The organism is Corticibacter populi, from assembly GCF_004217315.1.
Lineage (GTDB): Bacteria > Pseudomonadota > Gammaproteobacteria > Burkholderiales > Burkholderiaceae_C > Lampropedia > Lampropedia populi.
Genome location: NZ_SGWR01000003.1, coordinates 717,727 through 733,017 on the forward strand (window position 1 = coordinate 717,727; position 15,291 = coordinate 733,017).

Annotated in this window: 10 protein-coding genes; all 10 read right to left on the reverse strand. The window is 69.3% G+C overall.

Annotation, left to right across the window (positions count from 1 at the left end):
* Positions 1-8: 8 nt before the first annotated feature.
* Positions 9-1,634: a type II and III secretion system protein family protein gene (locus EV687_RS14090; protein ID WP_242612642.1), complete on the reverse strand. Its 1,626-nt coding sequence runs from the start codon at positions 1,632-1,634 to the stop codon at positions 9-11.
* A 40-nt stretch (positions 1,635-1,674) separates the two neighbouring features.
* Entirely contained in the window at positions 1,675-2,754 is a 1,080-nt protein-coding gene (gene cpaB, locus EV687_RS14095) for a Flp pilus assembly protein CpaB (protein ID WP_122227333.1), read from the reverse strand.
* 156 nt (positions 2,755-2,910) lie between these two features.
* Positions 2,911-3,435, reverse strand: coding sequence for an A24 family peptidase (locus EV687_RS14100; protein WP_242612643.1), 525 nt, complete (start codon positions 3,433-3,435; stop codon positions 2,911-2,913).
* Positions 3,436-3,470: 35 nt separating this feature from the next.
* Complete coding sequence (locus EV687_RS14105; RefSeq protein ID WP_122227327.1) at positions 3,471-3,653, reverse strand: Flp family type IVb pilin; 183 nt, start codon at positions 3,651-3,653, stop codon at positions 3,471-3,473.
* An 89-nt stretch (positions 3,654-3,742) separates the two neighbouring features.
* Positions 3,743-5,344 carry a TolC family protein gene (locus EV687_RS14110; protein ID WP_242612644.1) on the reverse strand — a complete coding sequence of 534 codons (1,602 nt, stop codon included), beginning with the start codon at positions 5,342-5,344 and terminating at the stop codon, positions 3,743-3,745.
* Positions 5,345-5,346: 2 nt separating this feature from the next.
* Positions 5,347-6,723, reverse strand: a complete 1,377-nt coding sequence (locus EV687_RS14115; protein WP_122227321.1) for an HlyD family type I secretion periplasmic adaptor subunit — start codon at positions 6,721-6,723, stop codon at positions 5,347-5,349.
* Positions 6,720-8,564: a peptidase domain-containing ABC transporter gene (locus EV687_RS14120; RefSeq protein ID WP_122227318.1), complete on the reverse strand. Its 1,845-nt coding sequence runs from the start codon at positions 8,562-8,564 to the stop codon at positions 6,720-6,722. Before EV687_RS14120 ends, EV687_RS14115 begins: the two co-directional genes overlap by 4 nt.
* A gap of 119 nt (positions 8,565-8,683) precedes the next feature.
* A complete protein-coding gene (locus EV687_RS14125) occupies positions 8,684-11,743 on the reverse strand; it encodes a UDP-N-acetylmuramoyl-tripeptide--D-alanyl-D-alanine ligase (protein WP_122227315.1) in 3,060 nt (1,019 codons plus the stop codon).
* 117 nt (positions 11,744-11,860) lie between these two features.
* Positions 11,861-12,376, reverse strand: a complete 516-nt coding sequence (pal, locus tag EV687_RS14130; RefSeq protein ID WP_122227313.1) for a peptidoglycan-associated lipoprotein Pal — start codon at positions 12,374-12,376, stop codon at positions 11,861-11,863.
* A 95-nt stretch (positions 12,377-12,471) separates the two neighbouring features.
* The gene (locus EV687_RS14135; RefSeq protein WP_165392831.1) at positions 12,472-14,916 is read right to left on the reverse strand and encodes a hypothetical protein; all 2,445 of its coding nucleotides are present in this window, start codon (positions 14,914-14,916) and stop codon (positions 12,472-12,474) included.
* Positions 14,917-15,291: the final 375 nt, after the last annotated feature.

Here is a 15,291-nt window from a genome sequence, read left to right on the forward strand (position 1 = left end):
GCGATCCATCAGTAGGAGAAGCCGGGCAGCGCAGCATCCGGCTTGAGCGCGCCGGCGACGAACGGCTCCCAAACCTGCGAGGCATTCGGGCGCTCGGACGTGGCGCCGGGCAGCAGCCGCTCGAAGTCGGTGCCGGCAGGCAGCGGGTGCACCAGGCTGGGCGTGACGACGATGGCCAGCTCGGTCTCTTCCTGCGAGTAGCTCATGTTCTTGAAGAAGGCGCCCAGCACCGGCAGGTCGCCCAATACGGGGACTTTGTCTACATAGGAAGAGGTCGAACGGCTGACGAGGCCACCGATGACGAAGCTCTCGCCATCGCCCAGTTCCACCATGGTGTCGGCGCGGCGGGTACGAATCGCTGGAACAGAGACTCCTCCGACAGCAACTCCAGAGCTGAAGTCGAGATCGCTGGCCTCTGGAGCCACTTTCAGCGCAATGCGTTGATTGGAGAGGATGGTGGGTGTGAGCTGCAGCTTGACGCCGAATTCCTTGTACTCGATGGCGATGTTGCCGTCATTGCTGGGCACTGGAACTGGAATTTCACCTCCGGCGAGAAAACTGGCGCTTTGTCCGGAGTGCGCCAGCAAGGTGGGACGTGCCAAAACGCGAGCCAAGCCATTCCCTTCCAGGAAACCCATTTGCACGCCGATGCCTGCGCCATTGAATGCCTTGCCAAATCCGAGTACCAGATTCATGGCGCTTACGACAGAGGCGGATATTTGCCCGCTACCCGAATACTGGTTCGATGTGCCGTTGGCACCAATCCCTGCTGATGCATTTCCGGTGCTGAAACTGCCTGTGGTGTTTGTGCCAGGCTGAAATACCCCGAAGCTGAAGCCGTGGTTATTGCGACCACCGCTGAAGATATTGATGCCCGCTTCTTTGAGTGCCGATTTTTTGAACTCCACCACCTGCACGTCCACCTGCACGGTGTTGCTCCTGACCTCGATCTGCGAACGATCGAGCAAGGCCGTCTCGGGCGGGGCCGCCAGGCGCAGCTCGGCCAGTGCCTGCGCATGTTGCGGCACCGAAGCCAGCTGCCGCTCCAGAATGAGCTGCTGTGCGCGCACCTGCACCTGCCAGCTCTGCGGCAGGCTGCCGGCCCTGGCGGGCCAGACCACCAGCGTGGTGCTGCCTGGCGTCCTGGCCGTCAGCAGCAGCTCCGCGGCGGGGCCGCCGGGATTGCCGGCCGCGCTGCCGTTGCCGGAGGGGGCGGCGCGCAGCACTTTCACGTCCAGCACGTTCGGGTCGCCCACCGCGATGCGGCCCACTGCATGACCGGGTTGCAAGAGGCGCTGGCGGCCCGCCGTCAGCTGCAGCGTCGGGCCGTCGAAGGCTTCACCGGCGTGCGCTGGCGTCTCCGCGACCGGCACGGCCTGCGCACGCAGGTCGGTTTCGGTCAATGGCGCGAGGCTGGCTGGCTGCGCGAGTTCCCGCGCTGCCAGCGTGCCGGGCGACGAGACTGCCAGCGTCAGCGTGACCGCGCCGCCGGCCATCAGCCGCAGGGCATGGCGCAATGCCGGTGGCGTGACTGCCGCGAGCCCGGCGCCCGCCGATGTCGGTACGGATGCCGGTCCTGATGTGGGTCCTGACGCCAGTTTTGATGCCGATGGGGGATGGATGGTGTGGGTCATGCTGGCACTCCTGCGTCGCGCTCGGGTTTTCTTCAATCACTCAGTAACGCACCATCTGCACGTTGGCGCCGTGGTGGATCTCGACGTCCTGCAGGCGGCGCTGCTGGGCCGCCTGCAGCGGTTGCGGCACCTTCGGTGCGGGCAGCAGCGGCGGCGCGGCGCGCTTGCGGTTCTTGTCGTCGCCGCCGGTGGCCAGGTCATCGAAGCGCAGGCCGGCCACCGAGCGGTCGATGCCCTGCAGTGCCTCCCCCTTGGCGAGGCGGCCGGCGGCGGGCTGCAGCACGGCGGGCAGGGCGGCAAACAGCGCCGGGTCGGGCTGCGCCAGGTCGTCCGGGTGGCGCAGCGCCAGCGTGAGCTGGCCGTACTTCTCGGCCAGCGCCAGGCGCTCCACGTCGTCCAGCGGCACGGCCAGCACGGCGGTCTTGGCGTTCTCGGGGCGCTGCGCGGGGTCTTCGCGCGTGGCATTGGCGCGGCGATTGCCGCTGCCCAGGCCGGCGCTGCTCTCCTGCCTGGCCTGCTCCTCTTGCTGCTGCTGGCGCTGGGCGTCGGTCAAGGGCGGGTTTTCCACGCTGGCGCCGCCATAGGCCAGCACGCGGCTGCGGGCCAGCAGCAGGCGCGTCTGGGTGTCGACGGGGGTATCGTCCTTCTTGCCGTCGAGCGTGAAGAACACGTCGACGAAATCACCGGGGCGCACGCGGTGGCCGGCGGCCATGCCTTCATTGACCGCGATCGAGACGGCGCGCTGGCCCGGCTCCAGTTGCAGCGCCAGTCCGTTGAGCAGGTGCTGCTCGAAGAGCGGCGCGCCTGCCGGCAGCGCCAGCGCGGTGGTGTGGCCCAGCAGCGCATCGACCTTGCCGAAACTGCCGGGCACCGCCGCGCCCATGGGCACGACCTTGAGGTCCTCGGCGGCGAGGCGATGCCCGGCGCCAATGGGCTGCGCGGCCACCACCACGTCATGCGTGGGGGCGGGCTCCTGCCGTGGCGTCAGCGTGATGGCGGGTGCGGCCGAGGGCGGTGGCGCCACCGGGCGCTGCGGCTGGCGCCCGAGCATCCAGGCCAGAATGGCGAGCCCGATGGCCAGTGCCACCAGCAGGCCGGCAATGATCTTGGTGAGGTTCATGTCATGTTCTCCTGCATGCGTTTGCCTGGAAGGCTTCCGGCTCGGCCTCCCGCCGGTGCGTTCCTGTCAGGGCCTGTGCGGTACATGCACGGGCGCTGGCAGCAAGGCACAGGCTTCGGATGGGGGATGCGGCGTGTGGTCGATGGCGTCGCTGCGTCATGGCATTCCGCCTTTCCAGAACACCAGCGCGATGGCGGCGATGGCCATGTAACCGGCATATGGAATCGAGCGGCTGCGGTGACGGCTGGTGAAATCGAGTTGCAGCGACGCCGGCGGGGTCAGTCGCCCCAGCGGGGTGATGTGCGCCTGCAGCCACAGCCACACGGGCCGTTGCTGCAGGGCACGCCAGAGCACCACGGCCAGGCCGTGGGCGCCAGCCAGCAGGCTGCCGATGAGCCAGACCGCGAGCAGGGCGGGGGAGAACCCCAGCCACAGCCCGGCGACGGCGGCAAACTTGACATCCCCGGCTCCCATCCACCCCAGCGCATAGAACGGCAGCAGCGCGGCAAACGCCACGACTGCGCCGAGCAAGCCACCCCAGGGCGAAACCTGGAATGGCTGCGCGCTGCTGAACAGCGCTGCCAGGCCCGTTGCCAGGCCGAGCAGCACCATCCAGTTGCGCACCTTGCGCAGACGCAGGTCTGTAGCTGCAATGGCGGCTAGCCATATAAGCCATGCCAAGAACGGAAGTCCAAGAAACATACTTTGAAAGGTCCTCAGCTCGGCTCTTCCACCTCACCTAGGGCATTGCTAATCCATTCAAAAATGCTATTTAGATTGCCTCCGAGGGTCGTGACAGTGGCAATAATCGCCACCGCAATCAACCCCGCAATCAGCCCATACTCAATAGCCGTAGCACCTTCTTCGTCATTCCAGAAGTTCTTGATGATGTCGGTCATGGCATCTTCCTTTCGGTTGAAACACACCCATCGGTCATGAAGCAGCGGCTGGTGATGGGCAAACCGGCCGGCTGCGGGAAACGTGTTCGCTACCAGCCACCTCGCGCCAGCAGCGTGGCGCCGCCTTGCGGCAGTTGCAGTTGGCGTTCGGCGCGCAGTTGCAGGCGCCGGGCCTGGTGCGGGAGCGGGGCGGCCTGCGCCACGGCGCCGGCGGCGGGTATCGGGGATGTCAGCGGGGCGGTGTCGCCGTCAGCGGGTTCCGGAGCCTGGGCGAACAGCACGTCCAGCCACTGGCCATCCACCTCGGGGGGCAGCAGCTGGCCGGTGGTGCGCACCAGCTGCAGTTCGGTGATGCGCTGGTCGTAGGCGGCATCGGCCTCGTCGAGCATCAGGTTCTGCATGTCGAGCTGGGCGTCGAGCACCTGGGCGAGGCTGCCGCGGCCGACTTCCAGCAGGCGCCGGCGGCCCTCGAAGGCGGCGCGCGCTTCCTGCACGGCGTCGGCGAGCTGCGCCTCGCGCTGGCGGCCGGATTCCACGCGGCCCCAGGCGGCCGAGGCGGCCTCCTGCACCTGGCGGCGCACGGCTTCCTGTTGCGCTTCCTGGCTTTGCAGTTCGCTGAGCGCCTTGAGGATGCGGTCGCGCAGCTCGAAGCCGTTGCCGAAGTTCCAGTTCAGTTCCACGCCGTAACGGGTGCCATCGTTGTAGAGCACGCCCTTGGGGTCGTGGCTGCGCGCCACCACGGCGTCCAGCGTGGGCAGGCGCTGGGCCTTGCTGCGATCGACCTCGGCGCGGGCACGCTCGACCTGGCGGGCGATTTCCTGCAGTTCGGTGCTGCTGGCCTCGGCCGCCTGCAGGGCCTGCGCCTCGCCCTGCGGAAACCAGTGGCCGGGCACCTGCAGCGCCGGCAGGCCCTCGGCCCGCGGCGCAAAGCCGTAGTAGCGGGTAAAGCGTGCCAGGGCCTCGGCGCGCCGCGATTCCAGCGCATGCTGCTGGGCGCGCGCGCCGGCCTGGCGGGAGGCGGCCTGGCGCAGGTCGTTGCGGCCGACGGCGCCGAGCTCGGCGCGGCGCTCCTCGATGCGCGCGAGCTGGGCGATGATGCCGGCCGATTCGCCGGCGATACGGGCCTTGGCCTCGAAGCGCTGCAGCTCCAGCAGCGCGGTGAGGGCTTCGAGCAGCACGTTCTGGCGCGTGCCGTGCAGCACCTCGGCCTGCGCGGCCTGCTGGAATTCGGCCGAGCGGATGCCCGCGCCGATGGCGCCGCCGTCGAGCAGGCTCATGCGCACCTCGGCGTTGAGGGCGTTGTAGTTTTCGCGGTTGCCGCTGCGGTCGGCGCTGCCGGAGTTGGTGCCGATCTTCAGGCGGGGCCAGCGCTCGCCGCGTGCCGTGTTCAGGTCGTGGCCGGCCGAATCGAAGGCGGCGCGGGCCTTGAGCACCTCGGGGTGCTCGGTGAGCATGGCGTGCAGCGCGTCAAGCAGGCGCCGCCGTGCGCCGCTGTCCGCCAGGCTGGTGGCGGTGAGCTGCTGCGCCAGTTGCAGGCTGGCCGGGGCGAGCGCGATGGTGCGCGCCCCGGGCGGTGGCGTGCTCGGGATGCTCTGCCCGATGGCGGGCAGGCCGGCGGCCAGCAGGGCCGCAGCCAGCCAGGCCCTGGCGCGGCGGCGGGGTGTCGGGGGCGGGAGTGTGCGGCCGTGCATGCTCATGGCTCCCGGAAGGCTTCGCTCTGGATGCGCAGCACGGGCCGCAGCAGATACCAGATGAACGGCTCGTGGCCCAGCAGCAGGTCGACCTCGGCCTGCATGCCGGTGGTGATGCGGTTGTCGGTGCGGCCCACCCAGGGCTGCGCCAGGCTGGTCTGGATGCGGAAGTACGAGGGCGTGCCGGGCTGGTTGGGGTCCTGGTCGGCATCGGGCGCGACCAGGCGCACCTTGCCGGGCACGGCGCCGTAACGCAGGAAGTCGTAGGCGCTGATCTTGACCTTGGCGTCCTGCCCTTCGTGGACGTAGCCGCGGTCGGAGGGGTTCAGGCGCGCCTCGACGATGATCTCGTCCTTGTCGGGCACGATCTCCAGAATGGGCTCGCCGGGCTTGACGACCCAGCCGGCGCCGCCGCTGCGCAGGCCCTTGACGATGCCGTCGGTGGGCGCCAGCACCACCGTGCGGGTGCGCTGGTTCTGTGCGCGCGCCAGGTCTTCGGCGAGGCTGAGCAGCTCGCGCTCCGCTTCGGCCAGCTCTTCGCTGGCGCGGCGCTGGTAGCCGCCCTGCGTCTCCAGCACCTTGGCCCTGGCCAGTTCGACCTTGGCGTGGTGGCTTGCCAGGCCCTGGCGCGTGGCGGCCAGTTCGGTGCGCACCTGTTCGAGCGCGCGCTGCTTGTCGATGACTTCGAGCTGGCCGATGAGCTGCTCGGCCGCGAGCTGGTTGGCAATGCCGGCTTCTTCCTGGTGCAGGCGCAAGCTGGTCTCCAGCCCCTGGATGCGCGCCTGCGCCTGTGCCACCTCGCCCTGCGCCTGCGCGAGGGCGGCGCGGGCGGCGGCAAGGCTGCCCTGGTGTTCGAGCGCGCGTGCGGCAAAGGCGCCCAGTTCGGCGCGCACGATCTGGCGGTCCAGTTCGGTCGGGAAATCCTCGGCGGCCAGCGGCTCGCCCAGGCTCTCTGCCGTCAGGCGCAGCCTGGCAGCGCGCGCGCTGGCCTGGCGGGCGGTGAGCTGTTCGAGGTTGAGGCTGTTGCCGCCCAGGTCGATCTCCAGTAGCGGCTGGCTGGCGCTGACGGTCTGCCCTTCGCGCACATGCACGGCGGTGACGATGCCGCCTTCGAGATGCTGCACGGACTGCACCCGGTCGGAGGGGATGACCTGGCCGGCGGCGACGACGACGTTCTCCACCGGGTAGAGCAGACCGGTGAGCACCAGCAGCACCAGCGCGGCCACCAGCACGCGGCGGCCGGCGGGCCGCGCCAGCCATGCCGTCCAGCGGCTGCCCGGGTGGGCGCTGGCCGTTGCGCCGTTCTGCGGCGCGGCGCGGCCAGGGGCGTGCAGTACCTGCGGCAGGTCGGCCGTGCGGCGTGGGGCCTGTGGCTTCATGCGGCAAGCTCCCTGGGCAGGGTGTCTGCGTCCGTGTCGGCGTCTGCACCAGCTTCGGCGCTGACGCCGGAATCACCCGTGGCTGCCCGGGCGGTGCCGAAGAGGCGCGGCAGCATTTGCTGCGGGCCGCCTTGCTCGACGTGCCCGTCGCCGCGCACGTGGTAGATGTGCTGCGCCGCCGAGGCCACGCGCAGCGAGTGCGTCACGACGATCACGGTGTGGCGCCGGGCGATCTGGCGCAGCGTCTGCAGCAGGGCTGTTTCGCTGTCGAAGTCGAGGTCGTTGCTGGGCTCGTCGAGGATCAGCACCGAAGGGTTGCGCAGGAACAGCTGCGCCAGCGCGAGCTTGCGCAGTTCCCCGGCCGAGAGGCCCGCCCCGCCTTCGCCCACCACGCTCTGGTAGCCCTGCGGCAGCCGGCTGACGAAGGCATGCGCACCAGCGAGCTGGGTGGCGGTGACGATTTGCTGGTCGGTCGCCTCGGGGTTGACCATGCGCAGGCCGTCGATGATGGGGCCGCTGAACCAGTAGACCTGCTGGGCCAGGCAGCCGACCCACTGGCCGAGCGTGGCGCGGGGAAATTGCGCGAGGTCGTATTCGTCGATGAATACGCGCCCTTCGGTGGGCCGGTAGAGGCCGGCGAGCAGCTTGGCCAGCGTGGACTTGCCCGCGCCGTTGCGCCCCAGGATGGCGTGCAGCCCGCCGGGGCCGATGTCCAGCGACACCTGTTCGAGCGTGGCGCGGCCATCGGGATAGTGGAAGCTGGCCTGGTCGAGCCGCAGCCGGCCCTTGGGGCGCGGCAGCTGCAGGTCCTGGCTGGCCTGTTCGACGGGCTCCTCCAGCACGGCTTGCAGGCGCTGCGTGGCCTCGTTGGAGCGCGCCAGCGACCGCCAGTTGCCCGCCAGTTGCGCAATCGGTGCCAGTGCCTTGCTGGCCAGCAGGTTGACGGCCATCAGGCTGCCGATGCTCATCCATTGCGCGTTGATGGCAATGGCGCCGACGGTGATGACGGCAATGGAGAAGAAGGTCAGCAAGATGTGGCTGGCCTCGCGGGCATTCTCCAGCTCGCCGTTCTTGGCGAAGCTCTCGGCCAGCCAGTGGTCGTAGCCGCTTTGCCAGGTCTGGCGCACGGCGGTGTCGTAGCCCAGCACCTTGAGGGTGGCGCGGGCGTTGCAGACCTCGGCGGTGTTGCGGTCGAGGCTGCGGGCCTGGGCGATCTCCTCGACGCGGCCGCTGCGCACCTCGTCGGCCCACCACCATGCCAGCACGCCGAGGATGAGCATGGCCACCAGGATCACCGGCAGCACCGGCCAGGCGATGATGCCGATGACGATCAGCGCCAGCAGGGCCATCGGCAGGTCCAGCATGGCGCTGGCAAGGCCGCCGGTGATGCTTGCGCGCATCGCACCAACATCGCGGAACAGCTGCAGCCACTGGCTGGCCGGGCGCTGCTCCAGCGCCAGCAGCGGGCGCTGGAGCATCGAGTGCATCAGGGCCTGCGAGACGTCGTGGTCGATGGCGGCACCGGCCTCCCGCAATGCGCGGGCGCGCCGGCGCCGCAGCCACCATTCGATGCCCAGGAAGCACAGCACGCCGGCGACCATGGCGGTGAGGGTGGCGGTGCCGCCGCGCGCGATGACGCGGTTGTAGACCTGCAGCAGGAAGATCGAAGGCAGCAGCCCCAGTAGGCTGATGGGCAGCGACAGCCAGGCGGCGCGGCGCAGGTGCTGCCAGGCACTGTGGCAGGCCGTTGCGATGGCACCCGCATAGACCCCCGCCGCAGCAGCCTCCTGTTCGGAGGGCTGCTGCGGCAACAGACGGCTGGGCAGCAGGTACTTGATCATGGCGCGTCGTGTCGTGGGGTAGAACCAGCTTGTCTCAGAATGTAATACATTGTCAATTTGTATGTTAAATATATCAAAAAAATGTCAACTGAAATAAAAATTTGACATGGATCAAGGAGTCATCTGGATTGCTGTGAATGACTTTCTTGCGGTTGACCGGCGTGGATGTTGTCGCGCACGGCATCCGCTGCGATGCAGAGATTGGCTGCCGGACCGCCGGCGACGAGCACCACATCGCCGGCGCGCATGGTCCGCAGCAGCGAGCAGACCAACTGGTTGAGGTCTTCATACCAATTGACGTGCAGCAGATCCGCCAGTGCGCAGACCAGCCCGCGGCAAACTTCGCCATGCAGCAGGACCCGTCGCGCCGGTGTCTTGCGCACCAGGGCGGCCAGCAGACGCATGGCCGCGTCCGTGCCGTGGTCATCGCCCTGCATGCTGCCCAGCACCACCAGGCGGTGTGGGGCTTGCGGTGCCAGTGTCTCCAGCTGGGCCAGGCCGGCCTGGATCGACAGCAGGTGGCCATGGCCGCTGTGGTCGAGCAGCACCATGCCGTGGCCGAGCCGCTCTGGCTGACCGTTGCCGGGCAGGGGTTGCCAGTAGGCCAGCTGCGGTATGGCTTGTTCGAGCGGCCGATCGAGCGCCCGCAGGGCGGCCAGCACGGCCTGTGCGTCCCGTGCCATGTGCCGGCCATGCGCCTGCAGCGTGATGGCATGGGTTTGCCCGTCGGTCTGGATATGCAGTTGCCGCGCCTCGATACGGAGCTGGCGCAGCCGCGCCTGCGGATGCGTCCCGAAGGTGATGCTGCGGCAGCCGCCGGCCTGCGCATCCGGCAGCGCGCCGGCCAGTTCCGGCCGCAGTTCGAAGACCAGCGTGGCGGCCTGCGGCAGCAGGCTGGCGGCCAGGGCCAGCCATGTTGCGGCACCATTCTCCGTTGCCGCCGGCGGGATGGCCAGCAGCGGCGCATCTGCCGCCTGCATCCCTTCCGGGGCCGGCACAGGTTCTGGCAGATTGGTGATGATCAGCACATCGGGGGCAATCAGCGGCAGGTCCGCAGCCAGATCGCGCAGTGGCAGTTCCACCAGCGCGCAGGGGGCCGCTTCACTCCAGTTGATCATCTGGATCGCCGTGTCCTGTGCCAGCAGTGCGGCGGCGCGAGCGGAGGCATCGGCCCCCAGGCAGTGCGCGATCATGCGTGCCGTGGATGTCTTGCCGGCACAGCCGGTGACCGCGATGACCGGGGCGTGGATGCGCTGGCGGGCCGCCGCAGCGAGGGCGCGCAGGCCGGCTGGCAACCGCGGCGCAGGCACATGCAGCAGCGGCCATGGCGCTTGCGGCAGGGCCTGTGGACTGCTGCTGACCAGCAGCGCCGGTTGCAGCGCGGGCAAGGCTGCGGGCGGAACGCCGCAGGCTTCGCCGGCACGGCGTACCAGCACGGCCGCCCCAGGGTGATGGTGTGCCCGTGTCGTGTCGATGCCGCGGCAACCGGCAGGCTGTTGGGGCGGGGCGGTCGCCACCCACTGTCCGCCCAGGTGCCTGGCCAGCGCCTCGGCGCTCCAGTGCATGGGCGGCTGTGCCGGCGGCTCCAGGCTGCCGGTCTGCTGTGTGGCGGGCGTACCAGTGCGCCCGGCCGCCGCGGGCGGTTGCTCCAGCGCCTGCTCCAGCAGTGCCAGCAGTCGTTCACTGGCGAGTTGCGCCAGCAGACGCCTGGCAGTGCCCTCCGCGGTGCGGACGAGCGAGGGCACTTGCGCTGCGCGCGTGCCCATGTCTTCCATCATGTCTTCCGTATCGAGGAAGACGGCCTGTCCCCGCAGGCGGGCGGGCAGATAGATGGCCAGTTCGGGGCGCAGCGTGTTCTGACGCAGTCGCGCCAGCCGCTCCCGCACGAAGGCTCGCCACTGCGTCAGCGTGTGCGGATCGATGCCGTCTTGCAGGGTGCTGCCGCCGAGCTCCTGCACGCATGCGTGCAGGCCCATGGACAGCCAGGTGTCGTTCAGGCATGCTGGGCTGGCCTGCCATTGGCGCATCAGCGGCGCGATGAAGACCAGCGGCGGGGTGCCGGTGTCGTGGCCGCAGGGCGGCTGCGGCGTCGCGCCATGCAGGGCCAGCCGCACCCAAGCCAGTGTGGGGACGTGCTCCGCGGTATTCGGCAGCGTCGGCTGCCGTGCCAGCCAGGACTGCAGCCGTTGCGTCAGCCGCACCGCCTGCGTTTGCAGGCGTGCCGCTTGGTCGAAAGGAATGGCCAGAGCCACGCGGGCATGGCGGATGCATTGCGTGATGGTCAGCAGCGTCATGCTGTCCGTCAGTGGATCCTGTGGATCCTGCCGCTCCTGGGGCTGCATGTCGTCCAGTGCCGTCAGTGCCGCCAGAACGCCTGCCTGGCCCGCCGGATCTGGCGCATGTTGCTGCGCCAGCAGCAACGCGCAGGTGATGCCGAGGTGATCGCGCAGCGCAGGGGCACTGTGCCAGACGCCGCCGGACTGCTGGCGCAGCAGCAGCTGGCGCGCGGCAGACAGGCAGCCGTGCGGCTTTGCGGTGTCCGGCGCGTCAGCCCCCACGAAGGCAGTGCGGCACGCTGCGCCAGGGCTGGCCCATGGGCTATGCGGTACCGGTACGGATATCGGGGCCTGCCCGTCCATGCTGAAGATGCCGCGCAGGTGCAGCAGCAGCGCGGGCGTGGATGCACCACCGAACAAGGGGCGATGGCTGGGCTGAGGCCAGGCCTGAACGACCTTGCCGGACAAGGGCCGCCAGGCTCGCGCGGTACGTGCCAGCAATTGCCGGTGCAGCAGCTCGGCTGTCTCCAGGCCGGCATCGGCCAGCGCCAATGCCGCGTCCATGGCCAGCAAGCAGCTTTGCGCGCCGCTCCTTGGCGGGACGGGCAGCGAGGTGATGTCCTCCACCCAGTCCACCCGCAGCGCCAGCGCATGGCTCTGGCGTGCCCAGGCCCACTGCCGTATGCGGGTGGCGCCTTCGCGCCAGGCCGATTCGGGTGTGGTACCGCGCACATGGAAGACAAGCGCATCCTCGTCATCGGCGGCTACGCTGAAGAACAGCACGCAGCCCGGATAGGGCTCGGGCAGCCGCTCGACGTGACGCGCGACATGATCCCGGCATTGGGCGAGTTGCTGCGACAGGGCGCTCTCGGCCGCGCTTGGCCCGGCACGCCTCGCGTCCATTGGCCAGTTCCTGGGTGCTTGGTCCGCAGGTGATGGCTGACGGGGCCGGGAGCTGGGCGACGGGGCGGACATGGGCGCGGCGACAGGCAGGACTGGCAAGGCGAAGGCGATGCGCGATCAGCGGTAGTCGAACTCGACGCGACGGTTGCGTTGATGGGCATCCTCGCTGGTGCCGAGATCGGCCGGCTGTTCCTTGCCGTAGCTGACGGCTTCGATGCGCGCTGGCGCAACGCCGAGCAGTTGCAGGGCATTGCGCACGGCGTCGGCACGCTTCTGCCCCAGCGCCAGGTTGTATTCGGCGCCGCCGCGCACGTCGGTATGGCCGCGCAGTAGCACCGAACGCTCCGGATGCTGGCGCAGCCATTGCGCATGGCCTTCGATCAGGCTGCGGTCCTGCGTGCGGATGGAGTAAGAGTCATAGTCGAAATACACCAGCTGTGCCAGATGCTGCGGGCCTGGCACACCTTGTGGGGTGGTGGTCACCACGGGCGCCACGCCTGAAGCGGGTGCGGCCGGCTGGCCGAAGGCATAGTGGTGCTCGGCGCGGCTGTTGCCGCCATGCGGGGAGGCACAGGCCGCCAGCAGCAGGGCTGCAAGCACCGGTGCCAGCAAGCGCAGGGATGTTGTTGGCATGGAATTCTCCTTTGGGGAACGGGGCATCGCAGCTGGCCGGATGGGCGCGCGGCGCCGGGATGGCGGACGCGGCCACAGGCCGCGCCCGGGTTCGATCACACCAGTTGGTGCTGCAGCTGCTCCGTCAGCGATGTGCCCAGCGCGCCATCGGCGATGCTATCGGCCAGGCTGCCGATGGACAGGGCGATGGGCTGCAGCTCGGCCGCCGCGGCATCGGCTGCGGTGCTGATTGGCAGCGCCAGCGTCGCGGCCGATGCCTTGGCGCCACCGAGCAGGCCGCCCAGCAGCCCGCCGAGCAGGCCGCTCTCGCCGACCACGGTGTCGAGCAGGCCAGTGACGAGGCCGTCATCGCCGAGCACGCCATCGAGCAGGCCGCCGGAGCCGCCGCCGAGCAGACCCGGGACCAGGCCATCCTCGCCGACCACGGTGTCGAGCAGACCGGTGACGAGGCCGTCATCGCCGAGCACGCCATCGAGCAGGCCGCCAGTGCCGCCGCCGAGCAGACCCGGGACCAGGCCATCCTCGCCGACCACGGTGTCGAGCAGGCCGGTGACGAGGCCGTCATCGCCCAGCACGCCATCGAGCAGACCGCCGGAGCCGCCACCGAGTACGCCACCGAGCAGCCCACCCGCTCCCAGCAGTCCGCCAAGCAAGCCTTCGTCACCCAGCAGACCGGCGAGAAGGTCGCTGTTGCCGCCGAGCAGTCCGGCGACCAGGCCATCCTCGCCGAGCAAGCCACCGACCAGACCTTCGTCACCCAGCAGACCGGCGAGAAGGTCGCTGTTGCCGCCGAGCAATCCGCCGAGCAGACCACCCGTTCCCAGCAGGCCGCCGAGCAGGCCATCGTCGCCCAGCAGGCCAGCGAGCAGGTCGCCATTACTTCCCGCCAATCCGCCAACCAGGCCATCCTCGCCGAGCAGGCCGCCAAGCAGTCCTTCGTTACCCAGCAGGCCGGCCAGCAGGTCGCCATTGCCGCCAAGCAATCCGCCGAGCAGGCCACCTGTTCCCAGCAGGCCGCCGAGCAAGCCGTCGTCGCCCAGCAGGCCGGCGAGCAGATCGCCATGGCCTCCCAGCAGGCCGCCGAGCAGGCCTTCCTCACCCAGCAGGCCGGCGAGCAGACCGCCGTTGCTGCCAAGCAGACCATCGAGCAGACCGTCGACGCTCAGCGAAGTCAGCAAACCATTGAGGCTGGCAATCACCGGCTCCAGGGCGACGTCTTCAACCAGCGTCAGGCCATCGACCAGTTCGGTGAGCACGCCCAGTGGGCCGCCATCCACACTGGTGAGTGCTTCGAGCGCGCCGGTGACGGCCGCCAGCGCGCCTGCGTCGGGATTGAGCAGGGCATCGAGCAGTTGTGTCACGGGTTCGGCCACAGTGCCGCCCAGCAGGTTGTCGACGACATCCTGCGCACTGGTGACCAGACCGGAGCCATCGGTTGCGCCGCCGCCGGGAATGAGGCCGCCGAGCAGGCCGCTGACGAGATCCTGCAGGCCGCCGGCGCCGTTGGTATTGGCCAGACCGGCGATCAGGTCATTGAGGGGGGCAATCACCGGCTCCAGGGCCGTGTCCTCGACCAGCGTCAGGCCGGCGACCAGTTCGGTGAGCACGCCCAGCGGGCCGCCATCGACGGCGGTGAGGTCTTCGAGCACCCCGGTGATGGCCGCCAGTGTCCCCGTATCGGGGTTGAGCAGGTTGTCCAGCAGCTCGCCGACCGGCGCAGCCACAGTGCCGCCCAGCAGGTTGTCGACGACATCCTGCGCACTGGTGACCAGGCCGGAACCATCGGTTGCGCCGCCGCCGGGAATGAGACCGCCGAGCAGGCCGCTGACGAGATCCTGCAGGCCGCCGGCGCCGTTGGTATTGGCCAGACCGGCGATCAGGTCATTGAGGGTGGCAATGACCGGCTCCAGGGCCGTGTCCTCGACCAGCGTCAGGCCGGCGACCAGTTCGGTGAGTACGCCCAGCGGGCCGCCATCGACGGCGGTGAGGTCTTCGAGCACCCCGGTGACGGCCGCCAGTGTCCCCGTATCGGGGTTGAGCAGGTTGTCCAGCAGCTCGCCGACCGGCGCAGCCACAGTGCCGCCCAGCAGGCTGTCGACGACATCCTGCACGCTGGTGACCAGACCGGAGCCATTGTCAGGCGCGGGGCTGGAGCCGCCGCCCAGCAGTCCGCCAAGCAATCCACCCACAGTGGCCAGCAACCCGCCGAGCAAGCCGTTCTCGCCGAGCAGGCCGCCCAGCAGGCCGTTTTCACCCAGCACGCCATCGACAACGTCGCCGATGCCGCCCGGGTTGTTGCCGCTCAGACCCGACAGCAGGTCATTGAGGGTCAGCAGCAGCGGGTTGAGCGCTTCGTCCTGGATCAGGGTCAGGCCATTGACCAGTTCGGTCAATGGACCGAGCGCGCCCGCCTCCGTGTTGCTCAGATCCTCCAGAATGCCAGTGACGGCCGAGAGTGTGCCATCGCCAGGGTTGAGCAGGCTGTCGAGCAGGTTGGTGAGCGGTTCGACCACGGTCCCGCCGGCAACCGTTGCCAGCACGCCGTTGACCGAGGTGATCAGGCCGGAGCCATCATCCGTCGGGTCGGTGGGATCTGTTGGTTCGGTGGGCTCAGTCGGCTCCGTGGGCTCGGTTGGCTCGGTTGGCTCGGTTGGCTCAGTCGGCTCAGTCGGCTCAGTCGGCTCAGTGGGCTCAGTCGGCTCAGTCGGCTCAGTCGGCTCAGTCGGCTCGGTCGGCTCAGTCGGCTCCGTTGGCTCCGTTGGCTCCGTTGGCTCCGTTGGCTCCGTTGGCTCAGTCGGCTCAGTCGGCTCGGTCGGCTCAGTCGGCTCAGTCGGCTCAGTCGGCTCAGTCGGCTCAGTCGGCTCAGTCGGCTCAGTCGGCTCAGTCGGCTCAGTCGGCTCAGTCGGCTCAGTCGG

Coding starts and splice junctions, on each gene's coding strand:
- EV687_RS14090 (WP_242612642.1), bottom strand. CDS start 1,634: ATGACCCACACCATCCATCCCCCATCGGCATCAAAACTGGCGTCAGGA.
- cpaB (WP_122227333.1), bottom strand. CDS start 2,754: ATGAACCTCACCAAGATCATTGCCGGCCTGCTGGTGGCACTGGCCATC.
- EV687_RS14105 (WP_122227327.1), bottom strand. CDS start 3,653: ATGACCGACATCATCAAGAACTTCTGGAATGACGAAGAAGGTGCTACG.
- EV687_RS14110 (WP_242612644.1), bottom strand. CDS start 5,344: ATGCACGGCCGCACACTCCCGCCCCCGACACCCCGCCGCCGCGCCAGG.
- EV687_RS14115 (WP_122227321.1), bottom strand. CDS start 6,723: ATGAAGCCACAGGCCCCACGCCGCACGGCCGACCTGCCGCAGGTACTG.
- EV687_RS14120 (WP_122227318.1), bottom strand. CDS start 8,564: ATGATCAAGTACCTGCTGCCCAGCCGTCTGTTGCCGCAGCAGCCCTCC.
- EV687_RS14125 (WP_122227315.1), bottom strand. CDS start 11,743: ATGGACGCGAGGCGTGCCGGGCCAAGCGCGGCCGAGAGCGCCCTGTCG.
- pal (WP_122227313.1), bottom strand. CDS start 12,376: ATGCCAACAACATCCCTGCGCTTGCTGGCACCGGTGCTTGCAGCCCTG.